The sequence below is a fragment of the Allobosea vaviloviae genome, assembly GCF_001298265.1.
Classification (GTDB): domain Bacteria; phylum Pseudomonadota; class Alphaproteobacteria; order Rhizobiales; family Beijerinckiaceae; genus Allobosea; species Allobosea vaviloviae_B.
Map to the genome: position 1 here is coordinate 14,561 of NZ_LGSZ01000053.1, position 21,057 is coordinate 35,617.

20 protein-coding genes and 1 pseudogene are annotated in these 21,057 nt (G+C 66.7%); 8 read left to right on the forward strand and 13 right to left on the reverse strand.

Translation table 11 applies throughout. The features are described 5' to 3' along the window. Positions 1-51: 51 nt before the first annotated feature. Positions 52-645 carry a polyhydroxyalkanoate synthesis repressor PhaR gene (gene phaR, locus AE618_RS20365; protein WP_054210918.1) on the reverse strand — a complete coding sequence of 198 codons (594 nt, stop codon included), beginning with the start codon at positions 643-645 and terminating at the stop codon, positions 52-54. A 318-nt stretch (positions 646-963) separates the two neighbouring features. On the opposite strand from phaR, the gene AE618_RS20370 reads away from it, so the two are divergent. The 3 genes from AE618_RS20370 to phbB are packed head-to-tail and all read left to right on the forward strand — an operon-like array spanning position 964 to position 3,123. Continuing rightward, entirely contained in the window at positions 964-2,142 is a 1,179-nt protein-coding gene (locus tag AE618_RS20370; protein WP_054210919.1) for an acetyl-CoA C-acetyltransferase, read from the forward strand. A 7-nt stretch (positions 2,143-2,149) separates the two neighbouring features. After that, positions 2,150-2,365 carry a DUF1737 domain-containing protein gene (locus AE618_RS20375; RefSeq protein WP_054210920.1) on the forward strand — a complete coding sequence of 72 codons (216 nt, stop codon included), beginning with the start codon at positions 2,150-2,152 and terminating at the stop codon, positions 2,363-2,365. 35 nt (positions 2,366-2,400) lie between these two features. After that, a complete protein-coding gene (phbB, locus tag AE618_RS20380) occupies positions 2,401-3,123 on the forward strand; it encodes an acetoacetyl-CoA reductase (protein WP_054210921.1) in 723 nt (240 codons plus the stop codon). A gap of 3 nt (positions 3,124-3,126) precedes the next feature. Here phbB and AE618_RS20385 read toward each other — a convergent pair. The 3 genes and pseudogenes from AE618_RS20385 to AE618_RS20395 all read right to left on the reverse strand — a co-directional run. Next, positions 3,127-3,585: pseudogene (locus AE618_RS20385) on the reverse strand (NAD(P)H-dependent oxidoreductase); the annotation flags it as partial. 223 nt (positions 3,586-3,808) lie between these two features. Beyond that, positions 3,809-4,105 (reverse strand): putative quinol monooxygenase, encoded by a 297-nt coding sequence (locus AE618_RS20390; RefSeq protein WP_054210922.1) that lies wholly within the window; start codon positions 4,103-4,105, stop codon positions 3,809-3,811. Between the two features lie 262 nt (positions 4,106-4,367). Continuing rightward, on the reverse strand, positions 4,368-5,075 hold the full coding sequence (locus tag AE618_RS20395; RefSeq protein ID WP_054210923.1) for a peroxiredoxin-like family protein: 708 nt from the start codon (positions 5,073-5,075) through the stop codon (positions 4,368-4,370). A 143-nt stretch (positions 5,076-5,218) separates the two neighbouring features. Here AE618_RS20395 and AE618_RS20400 point away from each other — a divergent pair, with 143 nt between their 5' ends. Next, complete coding sequence (locus AE618_RS20400; RefSeq protein WP_054210924.1) at positions 5,219-6,088, forward strand: LysR family transcriptional regulator; 870 nt, start codon at positions 5,219-5,221, stop codon at positions 6,086-6,088. A gap of 179 nt (positions 6,089-6,267) precedes the next feature. Here the strand turns inward: AE618_RS20400 and AE618_RS20405 are convergent, their stop codons facing one another. Continuing rightward, positions 6,268-7,458 (reverse strand): MFS transporter, encoded by a 1,191-nt coding sequence (locus tag AE618_RS20405; protein ID WP_054210925.1) that lies wholly within the window; start codon positions 7,456-7,458, stop codon positions 6,268-6,270. Positions 7,459-7,788: 330 nt separating this feature from the next. Here AE618_RS20405 and yddG point away from each other — a divergent pair, with 330 nt between their 5' ends. After that, the gene (yddG, locus tag AE618_RS20410) at positions 7,789-8,673 is read left to right on the forward strand and encodes an aromatic amino acid exporter YddG (RefSeq protein WP_054210926.1); all 885 of its coding nucleotides are present in this window, start codon (positions 7,789-7,791) and stop codon (positions 8,671-8,673) included. A gap of 166 nt (positions 8,674-8,839) precedes the next feature. Here the strand turns inward: yddG and AE618_RS20415 are convergent, their stop codons facing one another. The 4 genes from AE618_RS20415 to argH all read right to left on the reverse strand — a co-directional run bounded on the left by AE618_RS20415 (position 8,840) and on the right by argH (position 14,767). Beyond that, the gene (locus tag AE618_RS20415; protein WP_054210927.1) at positions 8,840-11,536 is read right to left on the reverse strand and encodes a TIGR02302 family protein; all 2,697 of its coding nucleotides are present in this window, start codon (positions 11,534-11,536) and stop codon (positions 8,840-8,842) included. Positions 11,537-11,664: 128 nt separating this feature from the next. Beyond that, complete coding sequence (lysA, locus tag AE618_RS20420) at positions 11,665-12,954, reverse strand: diaminopimelate decarboxylase (protein ID WP_054210928.1); 1,290 nt, start codon at positions 12,952-12,954, stop codon at positions 11,665-11,667. Positions 12,955-12,963: 9 nt separating this feature from the next. After that, positions 12,964-13,227: an LPS translocon maturation chaperone LptM gene (gene lptM / locus AE618_RS20425; RefSeq protein ID WP_054210929.1), complete on the reverse strand. Its 264-nt coding sequence runs from the start codon at positions 13,225-13,227 to the stop codon at positions 12,964-12,966. 154 nt (positions 13,228-13,381) lie between these two features. Continuing rightward, complete coding sequence (gene argH / locus AE618_RS20430; protein ID WP_054210930.1) at positions 13,382-14,767, reverse strand: argininosuccinate lyase; 1,386 nt, start codon at positions 14,765-14,767, stop codon at positions 13,382-13,384. A 27-nt stretch (positions 14,768-14,794) separates the two neighbouring features. Here argH and tlpA point away from each other — a divergent pair, with 27 nt between their 5' ends. From tlpA to AE618_RS20445, 3 genes are all read left to right on the forward strand, one after another. Beyond that, on the forward strand, positions 14,795-15,424 hold the full coding sequence (gene tlpA / locus AE618_RS20435) for a thiol:disulfide interchange protein TlpA (protein ID WP_054210931.1): 630 nt from the start codon (positions 14,795-14,797) through the stop codon (positions 15,422-15,424). Positions 15,425-15,509: 85 nt separating this feature from the next. Beyond that, positions 15,510-17,240: a carbamoyltransferase family protein gene (locus tag AE618_RS20440; RefSeq protein WP_054211018.1), complete on the forward strand. Its 1,731-nt coding sequence runs from the start codon at positions 15,510-15,512 to the stop codon at positions 17,238-17,240. Between the two features lie 76 nt (positions 17,241-17,316). Beyond that, the gene (locus AE618_RS20445; protein ID WP_054210932.1) at positions 17,317-17,565 is read left to right on the forward strand and encodes a DUF1272 domain-containing protein; all 249 of its coding nucleotides are present in this window, start codon (positions 17,317-17,319) and stop codon (positions 17,563-17,565) included. A 24-nt stretch (positions 17,566-17,589) separates the two neighbouring features. Here the strand turns inward: AE618_RS20445 and grxD are convergent, their stop codons facing one another. From grxD to purL, 4 genes are read right to left on the reverse strand one after another with little or no spacing between them, the layout of a single operon-like run. Then, complete coding sequence (grxD, locus tag AE618_RS20450; protein WP_054210933.1) at positions 17,590-17,925, reverse strand: Grx4 family monothiol glutaredoxin; 336 nt, start codon at positions 17,923-17,925, stop codon at positions 17,590-17,592. 12 nt (positions 17,926-17,937) lie between these two features. Next, the gene (locus tag AE618_RS20455; RefSeq protein ID WP_054210934.1) at positions 17,938-18,459 is read right to left on the reverse strand and encodes a DUF29 family protein; all 522 of its coding nucleotides are present in this window, start codon (positions 18,457-18,459) and stop codon (positions 17,938-17,940) included. 27 nt (positions 18,460-18,486) lie between these two features. After that, entirely contained in the window at positions 18,487-18,723 is a 237-nt protein-coding gene (locus AE618_RS20460; protein ID WP_054210935.1) for a BolA family protein, read from the reverse strand. Between the two features lie 11 nt (positions 18,724-18,734). Next, positions 18,735-20,945: a phosphoribosylformylglycinamidine synthase subunit PurL gene (purL, locus tag AE618_RS20465; RefSeq protein ID WP_054210936.1), complete on the reverse strand. Its 2,211-nt coding sequence runs from the start codon at positions 20,943-20,945 to the stop codon at positions 18,735-18,737. Positions 20,946-21,057: the final 112 nt, after the last annotated feature.

Genomic DNA, 21,057 nt, shown 5'->3' on the forward strand with positions numbered 1-21,057 from the left:
CCTCACTCGGAACTCGGCTCGACCCTCACTCGATCGTGAAGATGCAGCGCTTCACTTGCCCTTCGCGAGCTTGTCCAGCCGCTCGCGCATCTCGCCGAGCTCGCGCTTGAGGTCGCCGAGATCGTCGCCCTTGGCGGCGCTGGCCGTGCTCGTCTCCTGCGCCTTGGCGGCGGCCGCCGCGGCGAAGGGGTTGAACAGCCGGAAGGCCTCGGTGAACATCGTCATGTTGGCGCGAGTCTGCGCCTGGATCGCATCCAGCGCGCCGCCCCCGATCGCTCCGCCCGAGAAGGCCTTGGTCATCTGCTCGCGGAACTGGCCCTGGTCCTTGGTCAGGCTGTCCATCGAGAATTCGAGATAGCGCGGCACCAGCGCCGACATGCTGTCGCCATAGAAGCGGATAAGCTGGCGCAGGAAGGCGATCGGCAGCAGGTTCTGGCCGTCCTTGGCCTCCTCGTCGAAGATGATCTGCGCCAGCACCGAGCGGGTGATGTCCTCGCCGGACTTCGCGTCATAGACGACAAAATCCTCGCCGCCGCGCACCAGTCCGGCCAGGTCTTCCAGCGTCACATAGGAACTCGTGCCCGTATGGTAGAGACGGCGATTGGCGTATTTCTTGATGACGGTCGGTTCTTTGTCGCTGGCCATCGGAACCCTGCATCGCGTTGGCACGTACCGCGCAGCGAAGATCGCGGCGCGGGAAGGCTGAACGGTTTCATCTGCGACGATCGTAGCCACTGCGACGTTCGTCGCAAGTTTTTTGAGCGTGCGGTGCAAAAACAAGACTAAAGCATGACGGCGATTGCCCGTCTTTGCGGCAACGCAAACCCGAACCGCCCAAGCTTCCGGCGATGCGATCTCTTTTGGCTCACTTGACGGCGGCGCGGCGGGCTTCGAATGTGGCCCCCGAACAGGCGGCCCCTTCAGCGAGCGGACCGTCACACCACCCAGCTAAGGAATTTTCCCATGGCCGATACGGACATCGTGATCGTCAGCGCGGCGCGTACCGCGGTCGGCGCCTTCAACGGCGCCTTCGCCAACACCCCCGCCCACGAACTCGGCGCGGCTGCAATCAAGGAAGCGCTCGCCCGCGCCAAGGTCGATGGGGCTGAAGTCGACGAGGTCATCCTCGGCCAGATCCTGACCGCCGGCCAGGGCCAGAACCCCGCCCGCCAGGCCGCCATGGCCGCCGGCATCCCGCAGGAGAAGACGGCCTGGGGCCTGAACCAGCTCTGCGGCTCCGGCCTGCGCACGGTCGCCATCGGCCTGCAGCAGATCGCCAATGGCGATGCCGACATCATCGTCGCTGGCGGCCAGGAATCGATGTCGATGGCGCAGCATGCCGCCCATCTGCGCTCCGGCACCAAGATGGGCGACCTGAAATTCGTCGACACCATGCTCAAGGACGGTCTCTGGGACGCCTTCCACGGCTATCACATGGGCACGACCGCCGAGAACGTCGCGACGAAATGGCAGATCACCCGCGAGGAGCAGGACGCCTTCGCCGTCGGCTCGCAGACCAAGGCGGAAGCTGCGCAGAAGGCCGGCAGGTTCAAGGACGAGATCGTTCCCTTTACCGTCTCGACCCGCAAGGGCGACATCGTCGTCGATACCGACGAGTACCCCCGCCACGGCGCGACCATCGAGGCCATGGCCAAGCTGCGTCCGGCCTTCTCCAAGGACGGCACCGTCACCGCCGGCAACGCCTCGGGCATCAATGACGGTGCGGCAGCGCTCGTCATCATGACCGCCAAGGAAGCGGCGAAGCGCGGCCTGACCCCGCTCGCCCGCATCGCCTCCTGGGCCACCGCCGGCGTCGACCCCGCGATCATGGGCTCGGGCCCGATTCCCGCGACGCGCAAGGCGCTGGAGAAGGCCGGCTGGAAGATCGCCGATCTCGACCTCGTCGAGGCCAACGAGGCCTTCGCGGCGCAGGCGCTTGCCGTCAACAAGGACCTCGGCTGGAACCCCGACATCGTCAACGTCAATGGCGGCGCGATTGCGATCGGCCACCCGATCGGCGCCTCGGGTGCCCGCGTGCTCGTCACGCTGCTGCACGAGATGGGCAAGCGCGACGCCAGGAAGGGCCTCGCCACGCTCTGCATCGGCGGCGGCATGGGCGTCGCGATGACGCTGGAGCGCTGAGACCGGCATGGCGCGTCAGACGACGCTCTACCGCTACCTGACCGGCCCCGATGACGCCTCCTTCTGTCATCGGGTCTCGGAGGCGCTGAGCCGGGGCTGGGTGCTTTACGGGCACCCGTCCCTGACATTTGATGCAGCGCAAGGCCGAGTCATCTGCGGTCAGGCCATTATCAAGGATATCGACGGCGCCTATGCGCCCGATCTGAAACTGTCTGAACAGTAATGCGGCGTTGAGACCGCCATCGAGGAGGGACGGGCATGACGAAGGTGGCGCTGGTCACGGGAGGAACGCGCGGCATCGGGGCGGCGATCAGCCGGGCCCTGCAGGCGGCCGGCCACAAGGTCGCCGCCAGCTATGCCGGCAATGACGAGGCGGCCGCCAAGTTCCAGGCGGAAACCGGCATACCTGTGTTCAAATGGGATGTCGGCGACTACGACGCCTGCGCCGCAGGCATCGCCAAGGTGGAGGCCGATATCGGGCCCATCGACATCCTCGTCAACAATGCCGGCATCACCCGCGACGGCTTCTTCCACAAGATGACCCGGGAGAGCTGGTCGGACGTCATCCGCACCAATCTCGATTCGCTGTTCAACATGACGCGCCCGGTGATCGAGGGCATGCGCGCCCGCTCGTTTGGCCGCATCATCGTGATCTCCTCGATCAACGGCCAGAAGGGCCAGATGGGCCAGGTCAACTACTCCGCCGCCAAGGCCGGCGATATCGGCTTCGTCAAGGCGCTGGCGCAGGAGAACGCCAACAAGAACATCACCGTCAACGCCATCACGCCCGGCTATATCGGCACCGACATGGTATCGGCGATGCCGGAAGCCGCTCTCCAGCGCGTGATAGCCGGCATCCCGGTCGGACGCCTCGGCAAGCCCGAGGAGATCGCGGCCATGGTGGTGTTTCTCGCCTCCGAGCAGGGCGCTTTCGCCACCGGCGCCACCTTCGCCGTCAATGGCGGTCAGTACATGGCCTGACGCCTAGCGTCGCATCGCCTCGGTGGCGAGCGTCTCGACGGTGAGCGTCCCCGGGGCGCTCACCGGTTGCGCCGCGCGCCGCTCGCTGTAGCGATCGACGAGATAGGCGGCGCGGTCGCGCGCCAGCACGGTGAACTTGATCAGCTCCTCCATCACGTCGACGACGCGATCGTAATAGGCCGAGGGCTTCATCCGGTCGGCGTCGTCGAACTCCTGAAAGGCCTTCGCGACGGAGGACTGGTTGGGGATCGTGATCATCCGCATCCAGCGCCCGAGCAGCCGCAGGCTGTTGACCGCGTTGAAGGATTGCGAGCCGCCGCTGACCTGCATCACCGCCAGCGTCCGTCCCTGCGTCGGGCGCACGGCGCCGATCTCCAACGGAATCCAGTCGATCTGCGCCTTCATCACCGCCGTGATCGCGCCATGGCGCTCGGGACTGCACCAGACCTGGCCCTCCGACCAGAGCCTGTCAGTCGAGCAGCCGCTGGTGGCTCGCGGCCGACGTATGGAACGTCTGCTTCTAGTTTGCCCGCCGGCGTTGGACGTCAAGCAGCCGAAGGTGGCCCCTATCCACTGAATGTCCTTTTGGGGAAGGGTGGGCTGGAACATGGGCGGCTGGCATCTCCGTTTCACCAAGCCGCCCAAGATCACGTCAGTGATGGCAACCAAGACCCAACGTGCGGCCTTACTTGTATGCGACCACCTGCAGGCGAAGGACCTTGGTCTCGATGAACAAGTCGTCTGCCCTCTCGACAAACTCTTGTCCTGCTGGGCCGGCCATATGGGCTTCGCCAGCAGCTTCATCGACGAACGAGTCGAACACCCGATAAAGGCCCGGTTCCCCTTCGACCTTCGAGCCGTGCCACGTCAAGGTTCCAGGCTCGTCTTTCACCAGCGACGCTTCTTTCTCAAGAAACGCCTCAACCTCCGTTTCTTTTCCAGGCTTGGCCTTAAGTTCAATCAGGAATGCAAACTCAGCCATTTCATAGTTCCTTCTGTTACATGGGTACACGGCTGCTCAATCAGTGCTGAGCTTGATACGCGTCGCCGGCTCAGTTTCTTTGACGTCGATATCGATTTACGTTCTCAAGAGAGTCTGCATGTCGCCTGCTGCGGATCCCATGCCGCACCGCATAGGCGCGGCATCCGGCACTGGCGGCGTGCAGGCGGGCCCTCAAATTGCCAATCGCTGCATCGCCCGCTCCTAGGCGCAGAGGTAGAGGTTGAGTGCCATTGAAGGGAAATCAGGCAACCGACTGACGCGCCAACTGGTCGAGGACCGGGAACATCGCCGACGGCTCGGGGCGCCGGGTGTAATCGCCATTCACCTCGGCGTAGACGATCGATCCGTCCTGCGCGATGATGTAGCGGGCGCTCATCGGCAGGGTCCAGCTGTCCTCGCCGTTGAACTGCGGCAGGTCGGCACCAAGCGTCCTATGGGCGACGCGCAGATACTCCGGCAGCGTCCAGCGCAGATTGAACTGGGCGGCGACTTCTCCTGCATGATCGCCCAGGATCGGGAAGCCGAGCCCGTTCTGTCGCTGCGACTTGCGGCTGTTGGGCGCCAGTTGCTGGGAGATCGCCACCAGGCTCGCACCGCGCGCCTCGATCTGCGAGCGCGCCGCCTCGAGCGCGGTCAGCTCGTAATTGCAATAGGGGCACCAGACGCCGCGATAGAAGCTGACGACGAGCGGCCCTTTGGCAAGGAGCGCTGCGGACGAGACCGGATTGCCATCCGGGTCGGGGAGCGTGAACGCTGGCGCGACGTCACCGACCTTCAGCGCGCGATCCGGCGCGCCCGACGCGATCAGTTCATCAACGGAGCGGTGCAAGGCCTCAACTGCCGCCGGGGGTGCTAGTCGCGTATCGAATTCGACCTTGAATGCATCCAGCTTGCCTTGCAGCGGGAGATCGGATCGCAGAATCTTGGCGAAAGTTTCCTGGAAATTCATCGAACGTCTCCTTGGCGGCTCAGCACCATCGCTGCCGAGCCGTCCAAATGAGCCATTCTCATGCATTGCAGTAGGATGACAGAAACGATATGATTTATGTAAATATGGAATAGGCGGTGTGTGGAATGGATCGATTGCATGCGATGGAGGTTTTTGTCCGCATCGTTGAGACCGGTTCCTTCTCAGCCGCCGCGCGAGATATGCAGATTGGCCAGCCCAATGTGTCGAAATTGATCGCAGCGATGGAGGAGCGCCTCCAAGTGCGGCTTCTGGTCCGCTCAACGCGCCAACTCTACCCGACTGAAGCTGGCCAAGCCTTCTACGAGCGGGCGCGCCGCACTATCGCGGAGGCCGATGAGGCAGAGACCGCTGCGCGCGGGTTGGGCAGAGGGCTCGATGGACGGTTGCGCGTCAGCGCGCCCGTCACATTCGCGAGACTGCATGTCGTTCCGAGGATCGGCGGTTTCCTGGACGCGCATCCAAATCTGCGTGTCGAATTCGTCCTGGACGATCGCTTCGTTGATTTGATGGGCGAGAACATAGACGTCGCGCTGCGTGGGGGAGAGCTATCGGATTCGAGCCTGACCGCGCGAAAGCTCGCAACCTGCGATCGATTGGTCGTTGCGAGCCCTACGTACCTCGCGCGGATGGGCACTCCCTCTACTCCAGATGATCTGCTCGAGCACACCGCGCTTGTCTACGCGCATGGGCTGATTTCGGAGGAATGGCGCTTTCGTAACCCGAGTGGGGATACTTCCGTTCGCGTTCCCACTCGACTGTCTTTCAGTGCCGCAGAGGGCGTTCGGGAGGCGGTCATTGCCGGCCTTGGCCTCGCGATCAGCTCACGGTGGGTGATGGCACCAGAGCTCGCGAGCGGAAGCGTGGTCCCGGTGCTGACAGACTGGAAGCTTCCCAACGCGGACTTGTGGGCGCTCTTTCCGGCTGGGAGACTGCCTACCGCGAAGGCGCGCGCGTTCGTCAGCTGGTTTGAAGAGGCCTTCTCGACGAACTAGCAGTCCACCTATCCGCCGAGCGCCCCTGAGAAGCACCTTGGTATCGAACGCCGGGACTTCGACCTCGTTATTTGACGCTCCCGCGGCCTTCCAAACGTCCGCAAGCAAGCAGGGCCGCACCGCTCGTGCCCAACGGTGACGACAGTCCCTGTCGGGCACCAAGCGTCTGCTTCAACCGCCTACCGCCCGCTCTTCGGCAGCAGGAAGGTCAGCAGCCCCAGCGCCGGCAGCCAGGCGCAGATCCTGAACACCTCGACGATGCCGACCCGGTCGGCCAGTGCGCCCAGCACCGCCGCGGCGATGCCGGCAAGTCCGAAGGACAGGCCATAGAACAGCCCGCCGACCAGCCCGACGCGATGCGGCACGAGATCGATCGCGGAGATCAGGATCGCCGAGAAGGCGCTCGCCATGACGAAGCTGATGATGACGCTGAGCACGCCGGTCCAGAACAGGTCGGCATGGGGTAAAAGCAGCGCAAACGGCAGCGAGCCCACGATCGAGAGCCAGATCACCCGGTCGCGGCCGATCCGGTCGCCCACCATGCCTCCGATGATGACGCCGAAGGTCGAGACCGCGAGATAGGCAAACAGCATGATCTGCGAGAGCTGCAGCGTGATCTCGAACCGCGTGATCAGGTAGAAGGTGTAATAGGAGGTGAAGGCGGCGTTGTAGCCGTTCTTCGAGACCAGCAGCAGGACCAGGATCGCCATCGCAAACAGCACGCGCCCGCGCGACAGGCCGTGGCGGGCGATCTCCTCGCCATGCCCTTTGGGTTGGCTGCGCCGGAAGGCGCTGTAGCGCGAGGCGGTCCAGGACATCAGCACCATCGCGATGAGCACGACGATCGAAAACCAGGCCAGGCTCGCCTGGCCGCGAGGCACCACGATCGCGGCTGCCAGCAGCGGCCCAATCGCATAGCCGGCATGGCCACCGACCTGGAACAGCCCCTGCGCCAGTCCCTGCCGTCCCGCCGCCGCATGGCGCGCCATGAGGGTGGCTTCCGGGTGGAACACGGCCGAGCCCAGCCCGACCAGCGCGGCGGCGATCAGCACCATGGCGTAGCTCGCGGCAAAAGCCAGCGTCAGCAGCCCGACCAGCGTTGCGCCCATGCCGGCGACCATCGCATAGGGCCAGGGCCGCTTGTCCGTGAGATAGCCGAGCAGCGGCTGCAGCAGCGACGAGGTAACCTGAAAGGCGAGCGTGATCAACCCGACCTGCATGAAATCGAGCCGATATGTCTCTTTGATCAGCGGATAGAGCGCCGGAATCATCGACTGAAGCGGATCGCTCAGAAGATGCGCGACGCTGAGCGCGACGAGGATCGGGATCAGCGGGCGGCGTTCGGTGGCCGGAAGCGAGAGCGTTGTCATCGCGGACGCATGATCCGCTGGCGCGGGATCGTCAATCCTGACGCACAGCGTACAGGTCATGGCGTCCATGGCGTGAAAGCCGTGCTGCGTCGCGGTGAGGGCCTATAGGGAGGCTGGTGTCGACGGAAACCAAGCCGTCATCCCGGACGCAGCGAAGCGGAGATCCGGGATCCATTCCGGAGCGCTTGCCGGAGAGGTTCCGGAATGGATCCCGGGTCTCCCTCCGGTCGCCCGGGATGACGGCGCATGTGTCTGCGCACTTCAGACTATCGGCTTTCGACGGCCCGCCTGCTATCGAGGCCGCCAGCCCGCTCCAACCCCGCCGCGCCCATGACCAGCCGCACCGCCACGCTCATCGGCTTCCTCGCCATCCTGCTCTGGTCGACGCTCGCCCTGTTCACGGCGATGAGCGGCCGCGTCCCGCCGTTCCAGCTCGTCGGCATGACCTTTGTCATCGGCGGGCTGCTGATCCTCGCCATCGCCGCCTCGCGCGGGCAGCTCTCCCGCATCCGCCCGACGCCGGCCTCCTTCGCGCTCGGGCTCTACGGACCCTTCGGCGACACCGCGCTCTATTATGCCGCCGTGAAGACGGCGCCTGCGGCGGAAGCCAACCTGATCCATTATCTCTGGCCGCTGCTGATCGTGCTGTTCGCGGCCTTTCTGCCCGGCGGCAGGCTGAAGCTCCGCCACCTGATCGGCGCGCTGATCGGGCTGGCCGCGACCGGACTGCTGATCTCCGGCGGGCTGGGTTCGGGCCAGGGTTTGGCGCTCGGTCATGTGTTGGCGGCGCTCGGCGCCTTCGTCTGGGCGAGCTATTCCGTGGTCTCGCGCCGCTTCGCTGACGTGCCCTCGGAAAGCCTCTGCATTACCATGCTGGGCTGCGCCATCCCCGCCTTCGCCTGCCATTTCGCCTTCGAGGCGACGCAGTGGTCGCTGACTCCTGTCGAATGGGCCGGCGTGCTGGGGCTGGGACTGGGCTCGATCGGGCTCGCCTTCGTGGTCTGGGACATCGGCATGAAGCAGGGCGACGTCGCCCTGCTCGGCGTCGCCTCCTACGCCGCCCCCGTGCTCTCGACGATCATCCTCGTGCTGGCCGGATACGCCCAGCCGAGCTGGCTGCTGGCGGTCTCCTGCGTCCTGATCGTGGTGGGCGCCCTGGTGGCGAGCTGGGAACCCCGTCGCTCAAAGGGAGCGCGGGGAACCCCTCTCCCGTAGGGAGAGGGGCAGGGGTGAGGGGTCGGCCCCTGGACCAGTTGAGCATCCATCTCACATCGCGGTAGCGGCAAGCGCACGGCAAACCGTCAAACGGCCGACCCCTCACCCTGCCCTCTCCCTACGGGAGAGGGTCCCCCGCGCCTGATTCGGCAGCGGGTTAGCTGTCTCAATTCCGCCGCAGCAACCGCTCCAGATAATCGAGCTCTTCCATCGGCCGCGACGGATCGCCGAGCCGCCGGCGCAGCTCTTCCAGGATGCGCCGCGCCCGCTGCGTCGCGCTCTCGTCGGCGCCCGGCACCCGCACCCGGCCATCGGCCCAGTCGCGCTGGCGCTGCGGCCGGCCGAGCGGATCCTCGCGGCCGCGCTGCTGCGCCGAGGGTCGCCCCCCCGGCTGGCCATCGGGCTCGCCAAAGGCGCCCTCGCCCGGTTCGCCACCCTCGCCGGGCTGGCCTTGCATCTGCTGCGCGAGGTTCTGGCCGCCCTTGCGAAGGGCCTCGAGCGCCCGCCCTTGCGCGTCGAGCGCGCCTTCGCCCTGGCCCTGGCCGAGCTGCTCGCCGGCCTCGCCCATCGCATCCTCGGCCTCGCCGAGCTCGCCCTGCTGGGGCGCGCCCATGCCGCGCATCCGCCGCTGCAAATCCTGCAGCCGCTCGCGCAATTGCTGCTGGCGCTGGGCGAGGCTCTGGCCGCCCTGGCCTTGACCGTTCTCGCCCTGCTGGCCTTCGCCCTCCTCGCCGTCCTCGCCCTGGTCTCCGGGCTGCTGGCCCGGCTGCTGCCCGCGCTGACCGCGTTGCCCCGGCTGGCGCTGGCCCTGCTGGCCGGGACGGGCCTGCTGCTGGCCGGGTCGCTGGCCGCGTTGCGTCCGGTTCTGGCGCTGCTGCTCCTGCTGGAAGGTCTCGTCGCGCAGGCCCTGCTGCTCGCGCGTCATCCGGTCGAGATCGCTCAACGCCTGGTTCATCTCGCGCTGGCGCGGGTCCTGTTGGCCCGGACGCGCCATCTGGAGATTGTTGAGCATCTGGTTGAGCTCTTCCATCAGCCGCTGCGCCTCGGCCAGGTCGCCGCGCTTCGAAAGCTCCTCGATGCGGTTGAGCATGTTCTGCAGGTCGCGCGGCGTCACCGAACGGAAATTCTCCGGCAGCTGCGACATCTGGTTGGGATCGGCGTTCTGCTGCTGGCGCTGCATCTGCTCGGCGAGCTGGCGCATGAACTGGTCCATCGCCCGCCGCATCTCCTCGGTGAGCTTCTTGATCTCCTCCTCGGAGGCGCCGCGCTCCAGCGCCTGCTGCAGGTTCTCCTGCGCCGCCCGAAGCGCGCGCTCGGCATCCGACAGGTCGCCATCCTCGAGCTGGAGCGCCAGCGCCCACATCAGCTCCGCGACATCGCGCAACTGGTCGTCGCTGCGGGCCCGGCGCAGCCGCTCGTTGATCATGCGCATCCCGAGATAGACGCCGGTCTCCTTCATGAAGAGCTCCGGCTCGATCAGCAGCGCATCCATGGCGAGCTGCACCTTGCGGCGGTCCTCGACATCCATGACGAGCTTGCGGCGCTGCTCGACCAAGGCCTTCGGCAGCGGCTTGGCGAAGGTGCGCTGCGGCAGCACGACCTCGACGGGGTCGCTGCGACCCTCCTGGCCGGCCTCGTCGCGCGCGACCAGCGTCATCTTCACCTTCGCGCCGGCCCAGGGATGGGACGAGAAATCGACCGTGCTCTTCATCTCCTCCTCGCCATCGGCCGAGGAGGGCACGCTGAGCGCCTGCTTGGGCGCCTCGACCAGCGAGCGGCCGACTGACGGCGGACCGCTGCGCTCGACAGTGGCCTCCACCGAGGCCACGCCATAGTCGTCCTTGACGCGGTAGGCGATCGACAAGCCGCCGGGCTGGGCGCCGGTGACGGGCTTGGGCGGCTCGGCGAAGGAGACCCGCGGCGGCTGGTCGGCGACGGCGGTGATCGACAGGGTCGTCCCCGGCGCTCCGCCGCCGGTCAGGCGCAATGTGCCGTTGCCGGCGAGCGTGAAGCGCTTCTCGATCACGGCGGGCGCCGCCGCGGCAGCGGGCGCCTTGCCATCCGCCGGCTTGCCATCAGGCGGCGGCAGCAGGTCGAGCCTGCCGGTCGTCGCGACATCCATCGTGGTCTTGCCGGCGATGCGCACCACGATCGTCGATTTCTCGGGCGCGCTGATCTGCGGGCTCGCCAGCCTGGCGAAGTCGATCAGCACCGGCGGCAGCCTCGTATAGGCCGGCGGATCGATCCAGGCGTCGATCCGCACGGCCGGTGCCGGGAGCGACGGCCCGCGCCAGTCGAAGGCGGCCGACAGCCGCGGCATCGCCTCATGGCCGGCGACGAAGAAGGCGGTGACGGCAGCCAGCAGCGGCACGGCGCGCAGCGCGCGACGATCGCGCCCGGCCATGCGCGGCTGCGGCGCGGCGACGCTCAGGCCCGCGATCCGCGCGCTCTGGCGCTCGACATGAACAGACCAGAGCGCCTGCGAGACAGGGTCCTTGGCGCCGACCGCGAGGCTGTCCTCCAGCGCCGAGGCCGGACGGTGCCCGCCTGCCAGCGACTGGTCGAGCCGCGCCAGGGCATCGCGATGCGTCGGAAGCGCCGTCGTCGCCGCGTGCCAGAGGCCGGCAGCGAGCACGACGAGGAAGAGGGTAAGGCCGATCGCCCGACCCTGCCAGGGCAGATGCGTCCAGAGCCCGAACCAAGACACCGCGAGAAAGGTGAGGACAACCGCGAGGGGGAGCCACAGGCGTGGCCAGAACCGTTCCCAGCCGAGCGAGACGCGCGAACCCATGGCGAGGCGGGCCAGCCTGAGCCGGGCACCTTCGATCGGATCAGGCGCCTTGCGGCGCTGCGCCTCATTCATGCCATCGCTCCGAGCCGCCCCCGCTGCCGCCAGACTCTCACCTTATCCCGAAGGCTAGCACGGGAATGTGGCAAGGCCAGAGCGAAGGCGGGTCACCCACAGCCTGCTCGACGTTTCGTGAACGCGAATCAGGCGAGCCAGGGCGGTGCACGATCCGTGCCGAGCAGATCCTCATAGCTCTGCCGCGGCCGCGTCACGGCATAGTCCGCGCCCTTCACCAGCACTTCCGGCACCAGCAGGCGCTGGTTGTAGGTCGACGACATGCTGGCGCCATAGGCGCCGGCCGTCATGAAGGCGATCAGGTCGCCGGGCCGCAGCGTCGGCAGAAGACGCCCAGTGGTGAAGGTGTCGCCCGATTCGCAGATCGGCCCAACCACGTCATAGGCGATCTCGGGCGCGCCGGCCTCCGGCTCCGACACCGGCCAGATCTCGTGATAGGCCTCGTACATGGCTGGCCGGACGAGATCGTTCATCGCGGCGTCGACGACGAGGAACTGCTTGGTCGGGCGCGGATTGAGATGCAGCACCCGCGTCATCAGGATGCCGGCATTGCCGACGATCAGCCGCCCGGGCTCGAAGCCGAGTTCGACATCGAGCCCCTTTGTCACCCGTCCGACCATCGCCGCATAAGCCTCGATCAGATCGGGGCCGTGGTCGAAATCCTTTGGGATGTCATAGGGAATGCCGAGCCCGCCGCCGAGGTCGAGCCGCTCGACCCGGTGGCCCTCAGCCCGCAGGTCGCCGACCAGCGCCACCATCTTGGCGTAGGCGGCCTCATAGGATTCCGTCTCGCGGATCTGGCTGCCGATATGCAGCGCCAGCCCCATCATACGCACGCCGGGCATATTGGCGGCGCGGGTGTAGAGCCGTCCGACCTCCTCGAAGGAGACGCCGAACTTGTTCTCCGACGAGCCGGTGGTGATCTTGGCATGGCCGCCGGCACCGATGTCGGGATTGACCCGGAACACCGCCTCCTGGCGCTTGCCGAGCGCGCTTGCAACGCGCGAGAGCAGGTCGAGCTCGCCCTCGGTCTCGATATTGACCTGGTAGATCCCCTGCTCGACGGCGTAGCGCAGCTCGCTCTCGCTTTTGCCGACCCCGGAAAAGACGATGCGATCGGGCGGGAAGCCTGCCGCCAGCGCCTTGCGGATCTCGCCCTCGGAGACCGTGTCGGCGCCGGCGCCGAGCGCGGCCAGCGTCTTCAGAACGCCGAGATTGCCGTTGGCCTTCATCGCATAGAAGACATGCGCCTTAGCTGTGGGCGCGGCAGCCTTCACCGCCGCCGAAAACAGCCGGTAGTGCCGCTCGATCGTGGCGGAGGAATAGACATAGACCGGCGTGCCGACCGCGTCGGCGACCTCGCGCAGATCGACGTCCTCCGCGAAAAGGGAGCCGTCGCGATAGCTGAAATGATGCATTGGATGCCCTTAGAGGATCGCGTCGAGCACGAAGGGCTTCTCGGGGACGGTGACCTGTCGGCTGGCCTTGGGCGGCTTGGCGAGGATCGAACTCTGCGTCAGCGAGTCCGCATCCCGCTGGACGGCGCCGATCTGCGAATCCGGCAGGTCGATGGCGCCGGTCGCGTTCGGCGGCGCCTCGAGCGGCCCCTTTCGGCCACAGGCTCCAAGCGCGAGGGCGAGCAGGCTCGCGACCAGGACGGCGCGGCCGATTTTCAGGCGGGAGTGCAGCACGGAAGCGAACCTTGGGCCAAAGCAGAGATGGGGCAAAGCGTGGAGACGACTGTAGCGAAGGATGGCGGCGGAGGCGAGCCGCGCGTCAGTCTCGGGCTTGACCCGAGACTCTCCTGCCGGAGATGCCCGGGTCAAGCCCGGGCATGACGCGACCTTAGCCCTTCGCCAGCTTCTTCAGCCAGCGCTTCGCCTGCCGGCGGACATTGGCAGGCGCCGTGCCGCCATAGCTGACGCGGCTCTTGACCGACTGCTCGACGCCGAGCACGGCAAAGACCGCATCCGTGATTTGCGGCTCGACCGCCTGCATGTCGGCGAGCGTCAGCTTCTCCAGCCCGATCTTGCGCTCGGAGGCGATGCCGACGAGGCGCCCGGTGACGTGGTGAGCGTCGCGGAACGGCATCTTCAGCACCCGTACCAGCCAGTCGGCGAGGTCGGTCGCGGTGGCATAGCCCATGCCGGCCGCCTTCTTCATCACCTTGAGGTCGGGCTGCATGTCGCGGACCATGCCGGCCATGGCGGCCAGGCACAAAGACAGCGTCTGGAGCGCGTCGAAAGTACCCTCCTTGTCCTCCTGCATGTCCTTGGAATAGGTCAGCGGCAGGCCCTTCATCATCGTCAGCATCGCCTGGAGGTGGCCGAAGACGCGCCCCGCCTTGCCGCGAACCAGCTCTGCGGCGTCGGGATTGCGCTTCTGCGGCATGATCGAGGAGCCCGTCGAGAAGGCGTCGGAGAGCCTGACGAAGCCGAATTGCGGCGTCGCCCAGAGCACGATCTCCTCGGCCAGCCGCGACAGATGCATCGCGCAGATCGAGGCCGCGGCCAGCGTTTCCAGCACGAAATCGCGGTCCGAGACCGAATCGAGCGAATTGGCCGTCGGCCGAGCGAAGCCGAGCGCATGCGCCGTCATCTCGCGGTCGATCGGGAAGGATGTGCCGGCGAGCGCCGCCGCCCCCAGCGGGCTCTCGTTGAGGCGTTCACGCGCATCGGCGACGCGGCCGCGGTCGCGGCCCAGCATCTCGACATAGGCCAGCAGGTGATGTCCGAAGGTGACCGGCTGCGCTGACTGGAGATGGGTGAAGCCCGGCATCACCGAACCGGCATGAATCTCCGCCTTTTCGGCAAGCGCGAGCTGGAGATCGGCCATCTGCTCGTCGAGCTGGTCGAGCGTGTCGCGCACCCACAGCTTCATGTCGGTGGCGACCTGGTCGTTGCGCGAGCGGCCGGTGTGCAGGCGCCCGGCTGCGGCGCCGATGCGGTCCTTCAGACTGCTCTCGACATTCATATGAACGTCCTCGAGCGCGCGCGAGAACGTGAAGCTGCCGGCCTCGATATCCGCCTGCACCTGCTTGAGCCCGGCGCTGATCTCGGCGACATCCTCCTGGGTCAGGATGCCCGTCTCGCCCAGCATCGCCGCATGGGCGAGCGAACCGCGGATGTCCTGGCGCCAGAGGCGCTGGTCGAAATCGATGGAGGCGTTGATCTCCTCCATGATGGCATCAGGCCCCGTGGCGAAACGCCCACCCCACATGCGATTGCTCACGACGGTCTTTCCTGCTTTGAGGACGCGATGAGGTCCAGAACGAAAATAACGGCCGCGATCGGAGCACTCGCCCTGGTCGCTGTCGCTGGCGTTGCGGCCTTCTACTCCGTCGCGGGCAATGCCGGCAATTCCGCATCTTGCAGTGCAGCCAGGGCGAAGGCGGCGCGGATGGCGCCGCTGGCGCGCGGCGAGGTCGCCGCCGTGCAGGTCAATGCCACGCCGATGCCGACGCCCGACCTCGCCTTCAACGGCCCCGACGGCACGCCGACCACGCTTTCGGCCTTCAAGGGTCGCACGCTGCTGGTCAATCTCTGGGCGACCTGGTGCCCGCCCTGCCTGAAGGAGATGCCGGCGCTCGATGCGCTGCAGAGCACGCTCGGCGGCAAGGATTTCGCGGTGGTGGCGATCAATATCGACACCCGCAACCTCGACAAGCCCAAGGCCTGGCTGGCCGAGCGCAAGATCACCGCCCTGCCCTACTACGCCGATCCGCAGGCCAAGGTCTTCCAGGAGCTGCGCGCCGCCCGCAAGGTCGAGGGCATGCCGGTCAGCCTGATCGTCGACACCGAGGGCTGCGAACTGGCAATCCTGCAGGGCCCCGCCGACTGGGCCAGCGCCGACGCGAAGGCGTTGATCGGGGCTGCTCAACAACGCTGAGCGCCTGTCTGCATCCCGGATCGAAGCGGTTTTGGGAGGCCCCGTGATTGCCTCGACCCGCCGCCTGCGCCATATTCTGCCCGGCATGACCTACACGATCGGCCTCGCCACCACCTTCCACGACCCCGCGCTCGCGATCGTCGGCCCCGATGGCGACGTGCTCTTCGCCGAGGCGACCGAGCGCTATCTGCAATACAAGCGCGCGCCCAATTGCGAGCCCGATTCCGCGCCGCGCATGGAATCCCTGCTCAGGCGCTTCATCCCCGCCGACGCCGAGGTCAGGATCGCGACCAGCTGGGGCGAGGAGTTCACCGGCTTCCTCGACCAGATGAGCCGCGCCGGCTCCTTTTCGCTCGACGCCCTGCTCAAGCTCTCCCCGGAACTCAACCGCTCGCTTGTGCCTGAACGCACCGAGCGCGCGCTGATCGCCTCGCTGCACCTCGGCCAGCAGCGCGCCGGCATCGGCACGCTGCTTGGGCTCGACCGCGCCTTCGGCCGGGCTAATGTCACCGGCATCACGCGCCACGGCCATCATCTCAGCCATGCGGCCTATGCCTGCTGGTCATCGCCCTTCACGGACGCCGCCTGCCTCGTCGTCGACGGCATGGGCGAGACCGGCGCCTCGGCGATCTTCGCGCTGGAAGGCGGCCGCTTCCGCGAGGTCAAGCGTCACCGCGGGCGCGAATCGATCGGCTTCTATTTCGGCCTCGTCACCGATCTCGCCGGCTTCGACCAAGCCAAGGGCGAGGAGTGGAAGATCATGGGGCTGGCGCCCTATGGCCGGACGGACGACCGCCTGATGGCGCTGCTGCGGAAGCTCTACCGCATCGAGGGCCACAAGCTTTCCTTTGCGACAGCCGATGTCGTGCGCGAAGTCTGCGCCGAGATCCTCAGCCTGCGCCCGGCCGACGCGCTCGATCGGGGCTGGGCCGATCTCGCCCGCTGCGGGCAGGACGTCTTCGCCGAAATGATGGAGGCGCTGCTTGCGCAGACGGCCGCGCTGGTGCGCTCGCCGAACCTCGTGCTGGCCGGCGGTTGCGCGCTGAACTCCTCCTTCAACGGCAAGATCGTCGGCCGCCATGGCTTCGCAGAGGTCTTCGTGCCCTCCGCCCCGGCCGATGACGGCAATGCCATCGGCGCGGCCTGGCTCAGCCATGCCCAGGCCAATCCGGATTGGCGCGCGCCGAAGGGGCCGGCGTCACCCTATCTCGGATCGGGCGTCTCGACGGAACCGCTAGAGCGCATGCAGGCCTGGGAGCCACGCCTGCGCAAGCTCGCGCCCGACGAGATCGCCCCCGTGACGGCCAAGCTGCTGACGGAAGGCAAGCTGATCGGCTGGGTGCAGGGGCGTGCCGAATTCGGCCCGCGCGCGCTCGGCAACCGCTCGATCATCGCCGATCCGCGCCCGGCCGACGCCAAGGACATCCTCAACGCCAAGGTGAAATACCGCGAGGCCTTCCGCCCCTTCGCGCCGTCGATCCTGGCCGAGCACGGCCCGGCCTGGTTCGATCATTATCAGGACGCGCCCTATATGGAGCGCACCTTGGTCTGGAAAGAAGCCGTGCGCCACCATGTCCCCGCCGTGGTGCATGAGGACGGCACGGGCCGCCTGCAGAGCGTGACCGCGGAACGCAACCCGCGCTACCACGCGCTGATTTCGGCCTTCCACAGCCTCACCGGCGTGCCGGTGATCCTCAACACATCCTTCAACATCATGGGCAAGCCGATCCTGCACACGGCGGAGGATGCGATCCTGATGTTCTATACCAGCGGGCTCGATGCGCTGGTCATCGAGGACTGGCTGCTGGTGAAGTGATCGCGATCATCAACAGGATGCATTGGCAAGGCAGCGGCAAAGCCGGCATGCTCAGCCGATCCGGAGGAGCCACGCCATGCTGCAACTGCGCCCGAACTGCGAATGCTGCGACAGGGATTTAGCCCCTGAGGCGCGCGACGCGATGATCTGCTCCTTCGAATGCACCTTCTGCGCCGATTGCGCGGAAGAGCGCTTCAAGGGCGCCTGCCCCAATTGCGGCGGCGAACTGGTGCGCCGGCCGATCCGCCCCGCGGGCAAGCTCGCGAAAAACCCGCCCTCGAGAGAGCGGGTCCTGAAGCCTCATCGCGAATGCGCGGCCGCGTGAGGCCCGCCGCGCAGCAGGCGAAGCTCAGCTCGCCTGCTTGACCGTGATGCCCTTCTCCTCGAAGAGCGCCTGCAGTTCGCCGGCCTGGAACATCTCTCGGGTGATGTCACAGCCGCCGACGAACTCGCCCTTGACGTAGAGCTGCGGAATCGTCGGCCAGTTGGAATAGGCCTTGATGCCCTCGCGGATCTCCTGGTCCTCCAGCACGTTGACGCCCTTGAAGGGCGCGCCGATGTAGCTGAGGATCTGCACGACCTGGCCGGAGAAGCCGCACATCGGGAATTGCGGCGTGCCCTTCATGAAGAGCACGACGTCGGCGGACTTCACTTCGGCATCGAGGCGGGCGTTGATGTCGGTCATGGGATCGAACTCCTAGGAGAGTGTTGTAATGGGTTGTGCGATGCGGCCCAGGCGAACCGAAGCGATCGAGACAGCCTTGTCGAGGTCCATTTCCGGATCGACCAGTTCGTCGAGTGTCAGCGGACAGCGCGGGGGCAGATCCTGCGCCAACGCATCGCCATGAGCGGCCAGCGCACGCTTTGCCTGCTTGAGCGCGCGCGCCCATAATTCATCGACATTGACCTTCTGACGCATCGATTGGGTAAAGCGGTCGATCGCATCATCGTGAAAGTCGGATGCCTCGACGCCCCAATGTGGCAGGCTCGGCGACTGAGGCGCGGATAGGGCCTTGGCAAGATGAATCAGGAACTGGCGCGTCAGTCCCGTAAATTGATAGAAGAAATCCTGCGCCACGCCCTCGATCTCCTCGGCGACATGGTCCCAATCGAGAACGTTCGACAATTCGGGCCGCATCCGCGACAGTTCGCGGATCGCCTGCGCCTGCTGTTCGGCCCAAGCGACGATGTCGTCTTCGTAAAGTGTATCGGCCGGCATGGCAGCCTCCGCAGGAATCCCGATCCCCTAATTCTGGGGAACCGACGTCGTCAGCGCAAGGGCGTGCAGCACGCCGCCCATGTTCCCTTTCAGCGCGGCATAGACCATCTGGTGCTGCTGCACCCGGCTCTTGCCGGCAAAGGCAGCCGAGGTCACGGTCGCGGCATAATGGTCGCCGTCGCCGGCGAGATCCTTGATCTCGACGACCGCGTCGGGCAGCGCCGCCTTGATCATCGCCTCGATGTCGTGGGCATCCATCGCCATGGCGGGTCTCCTCAGGCGGCCTTGCCGGCCATATAGGCCGGCAGCCAGGCTTCATGGGCGGTCTTGAGATCGGTGATGGCGACGGGCGCCTCGCCCGGCAGGGCAAGCGTATCGCCGCCCGTCTGGCCAAGCGCCTGAGCCGGCACGCCGGCAGCACTGGCCTCGGACAGGATGGCTTCGGCTTCAGCGTTCGGCACGCTCACGAGATAGCGAGCCTGGTCCTCGCCGAAGAGCACGGCATGGACCGGCCCGGCAGGCAGCGCATCGATCGCAGCCCCGATGCCGTTCGCCAGCGCCATCTCGGCCAGCGCGACGGCCAGGCCACCATCGGACAGATCGTGGCAGGCGGAGACGCGGCCAGCTGTGATCAGCCCCCGCACGAAATCGCCATTGCGACGCTCGACGACCAGATCGACCGGCGGCGGCGCGCCCTCCTCGCGGCCGCAGATTGTCGCGAGATAGGATGACTGCCCGAGCCAGCCGGTGGTCTCGCCGATGAGGATGATCGCTTCGCCCTGCGCCTTGAACGCGATCGTCGCATGCTTCGTCACGTCCGCGAGAACGCCGACGCCGCCGATGGTGGGCGTCGGCAGGATCGAGACGCCGTTGGTCTCGTTGTAGAGCGAGACATTGCCGGAGACGACCGGGAAGTCGAGCGCCCGGCAGGCCTCGCCGATGCCGCGGATGCAGCCGACGAGCTGGCCCATCACCTCGGGTCGCTCCGGATTGCCGAAGTTAAGGTTGTCGGTGACGGCGAGCGGCGTCGCGCCGGTTGCGGTCAGGTTGCGCCAGGCTTCCGCCACTGCCTGCTTGCCGCCCTCGAACGGGTCAGCCTCGCAATAGCGCGGGTTGACGTCGGCGGTCATGGACAGGCCCTTCGGCCCGTCCTCGATCCGGATCAGGCCGGCATCGCCGCCCGGCGTCACCACGGAATTGCCGAGGATCAGCGTGTCGTACTGTTCCCAGACCCAGCGCTTCGAGCAAAGATCGGGCGAGCCAATCAGCCTGAGCAGCGCCTGCACGTTGCTCAGCGGCGCCTCGACGCTCTCCGGCGCGATCCGCTGCTGCGGCGGCGTCACGATCCAGGGCCGGTCGTATTCGGGAGCCTCGTCGCCGAGTTCCTTGATCGGCAGGTCGGCCATCACCTCGCCCTGATGCTTCACGACGAAGCGCAGATTGTCGGTGGTATGGCCGATGACTGCGAAGTCCAGCCCCCATTTGCGGAAGATCGCCTCGGCCGGTTCCTCATGGCCAGGCTTGATCACCATGAGCATGCGCTCCTGGCTCTCCGACAGCATCATCTCATAGGCGCTCATGCCCTCCTCGCGGCAGGGCACCGCGTCGAGGTTCAGCTCGACGCCGAGATCGCCCTTGGCGCCCATCTCGACCGCCGAGCAGGTCAGGCCCGCCGCGCCCATGTCCTGGATCGCATCGACATGGCCGGCCGCCATGATCTCGAGGCAGGCCTCCAGCAGGAGCTTCTCGGCGAAGGGGTCACCGACCTGCACGGTCGGGCGCTTTTCCTCGGCGCCCTCGCCGAAAGCGGCCGAGGCCATGGTCGCGCCATGGATGCCGTCGCGGCCGGTCTTGGAACCGAGATAGACGATGGCTTTGCCGACGCCCGAGGCCTTGGCATAGAAGATCTCGTCGGCCCGGGCGATGCCGACCGCCATGGCGTTGACGAGGTTGTTGCCGTCATAGCGGCTGTGGAAGCCGGTGAGGCCGCCGACATTGGGCACGCCGAAGGAATTGCCGTAGCCGCCGACGCCGGCGACCACTCCCGAGACGAGGTGGCGCGTGCGCGGATGCTCCGGCGAGCCGAAGCGCAGCGCGTCGAGCACCGCGATCGGCCGCGCGCCCATGGTGAAGACGTCGCGCAGGATGCCGCCGACGCCCGTCGTCGCGCCCTGATAGGGCTCGATGAAGGACGGGTGGTTGTGGCTCTCCATCTTGAAGACGATCGCCAGACCGTCGCCGATATCGATCACGCCGGCATTCTCGCCCGGCCCCTGGATCACCCAGGCAGCCTTGGTCGGCAGCGTCTTGAGATGGATCTTCGAGGATTTGTAGGAACAGTGCTCGTTCCACATCGCCGAGACGATGCCGAGCTCCGTGATCGAGGGTTCGCGCCCGATCAGATGCAGGAAGCGCTGGTATTCATCGGGCTTCAGGCCGTGTTCGGCCACGAGCTGCGGCGTGATCTTGATGTCGTTGGGAATCACAGGCGACGGTCCCTGGCGTTCTGGCGGCGCTGCCGATCTTCGGTTGCGCGGGGCATAGCGCGCCTGACCGCCTGAGACAACGCATTCCGGCGCTGCGCCTCCCCCTGCTGGC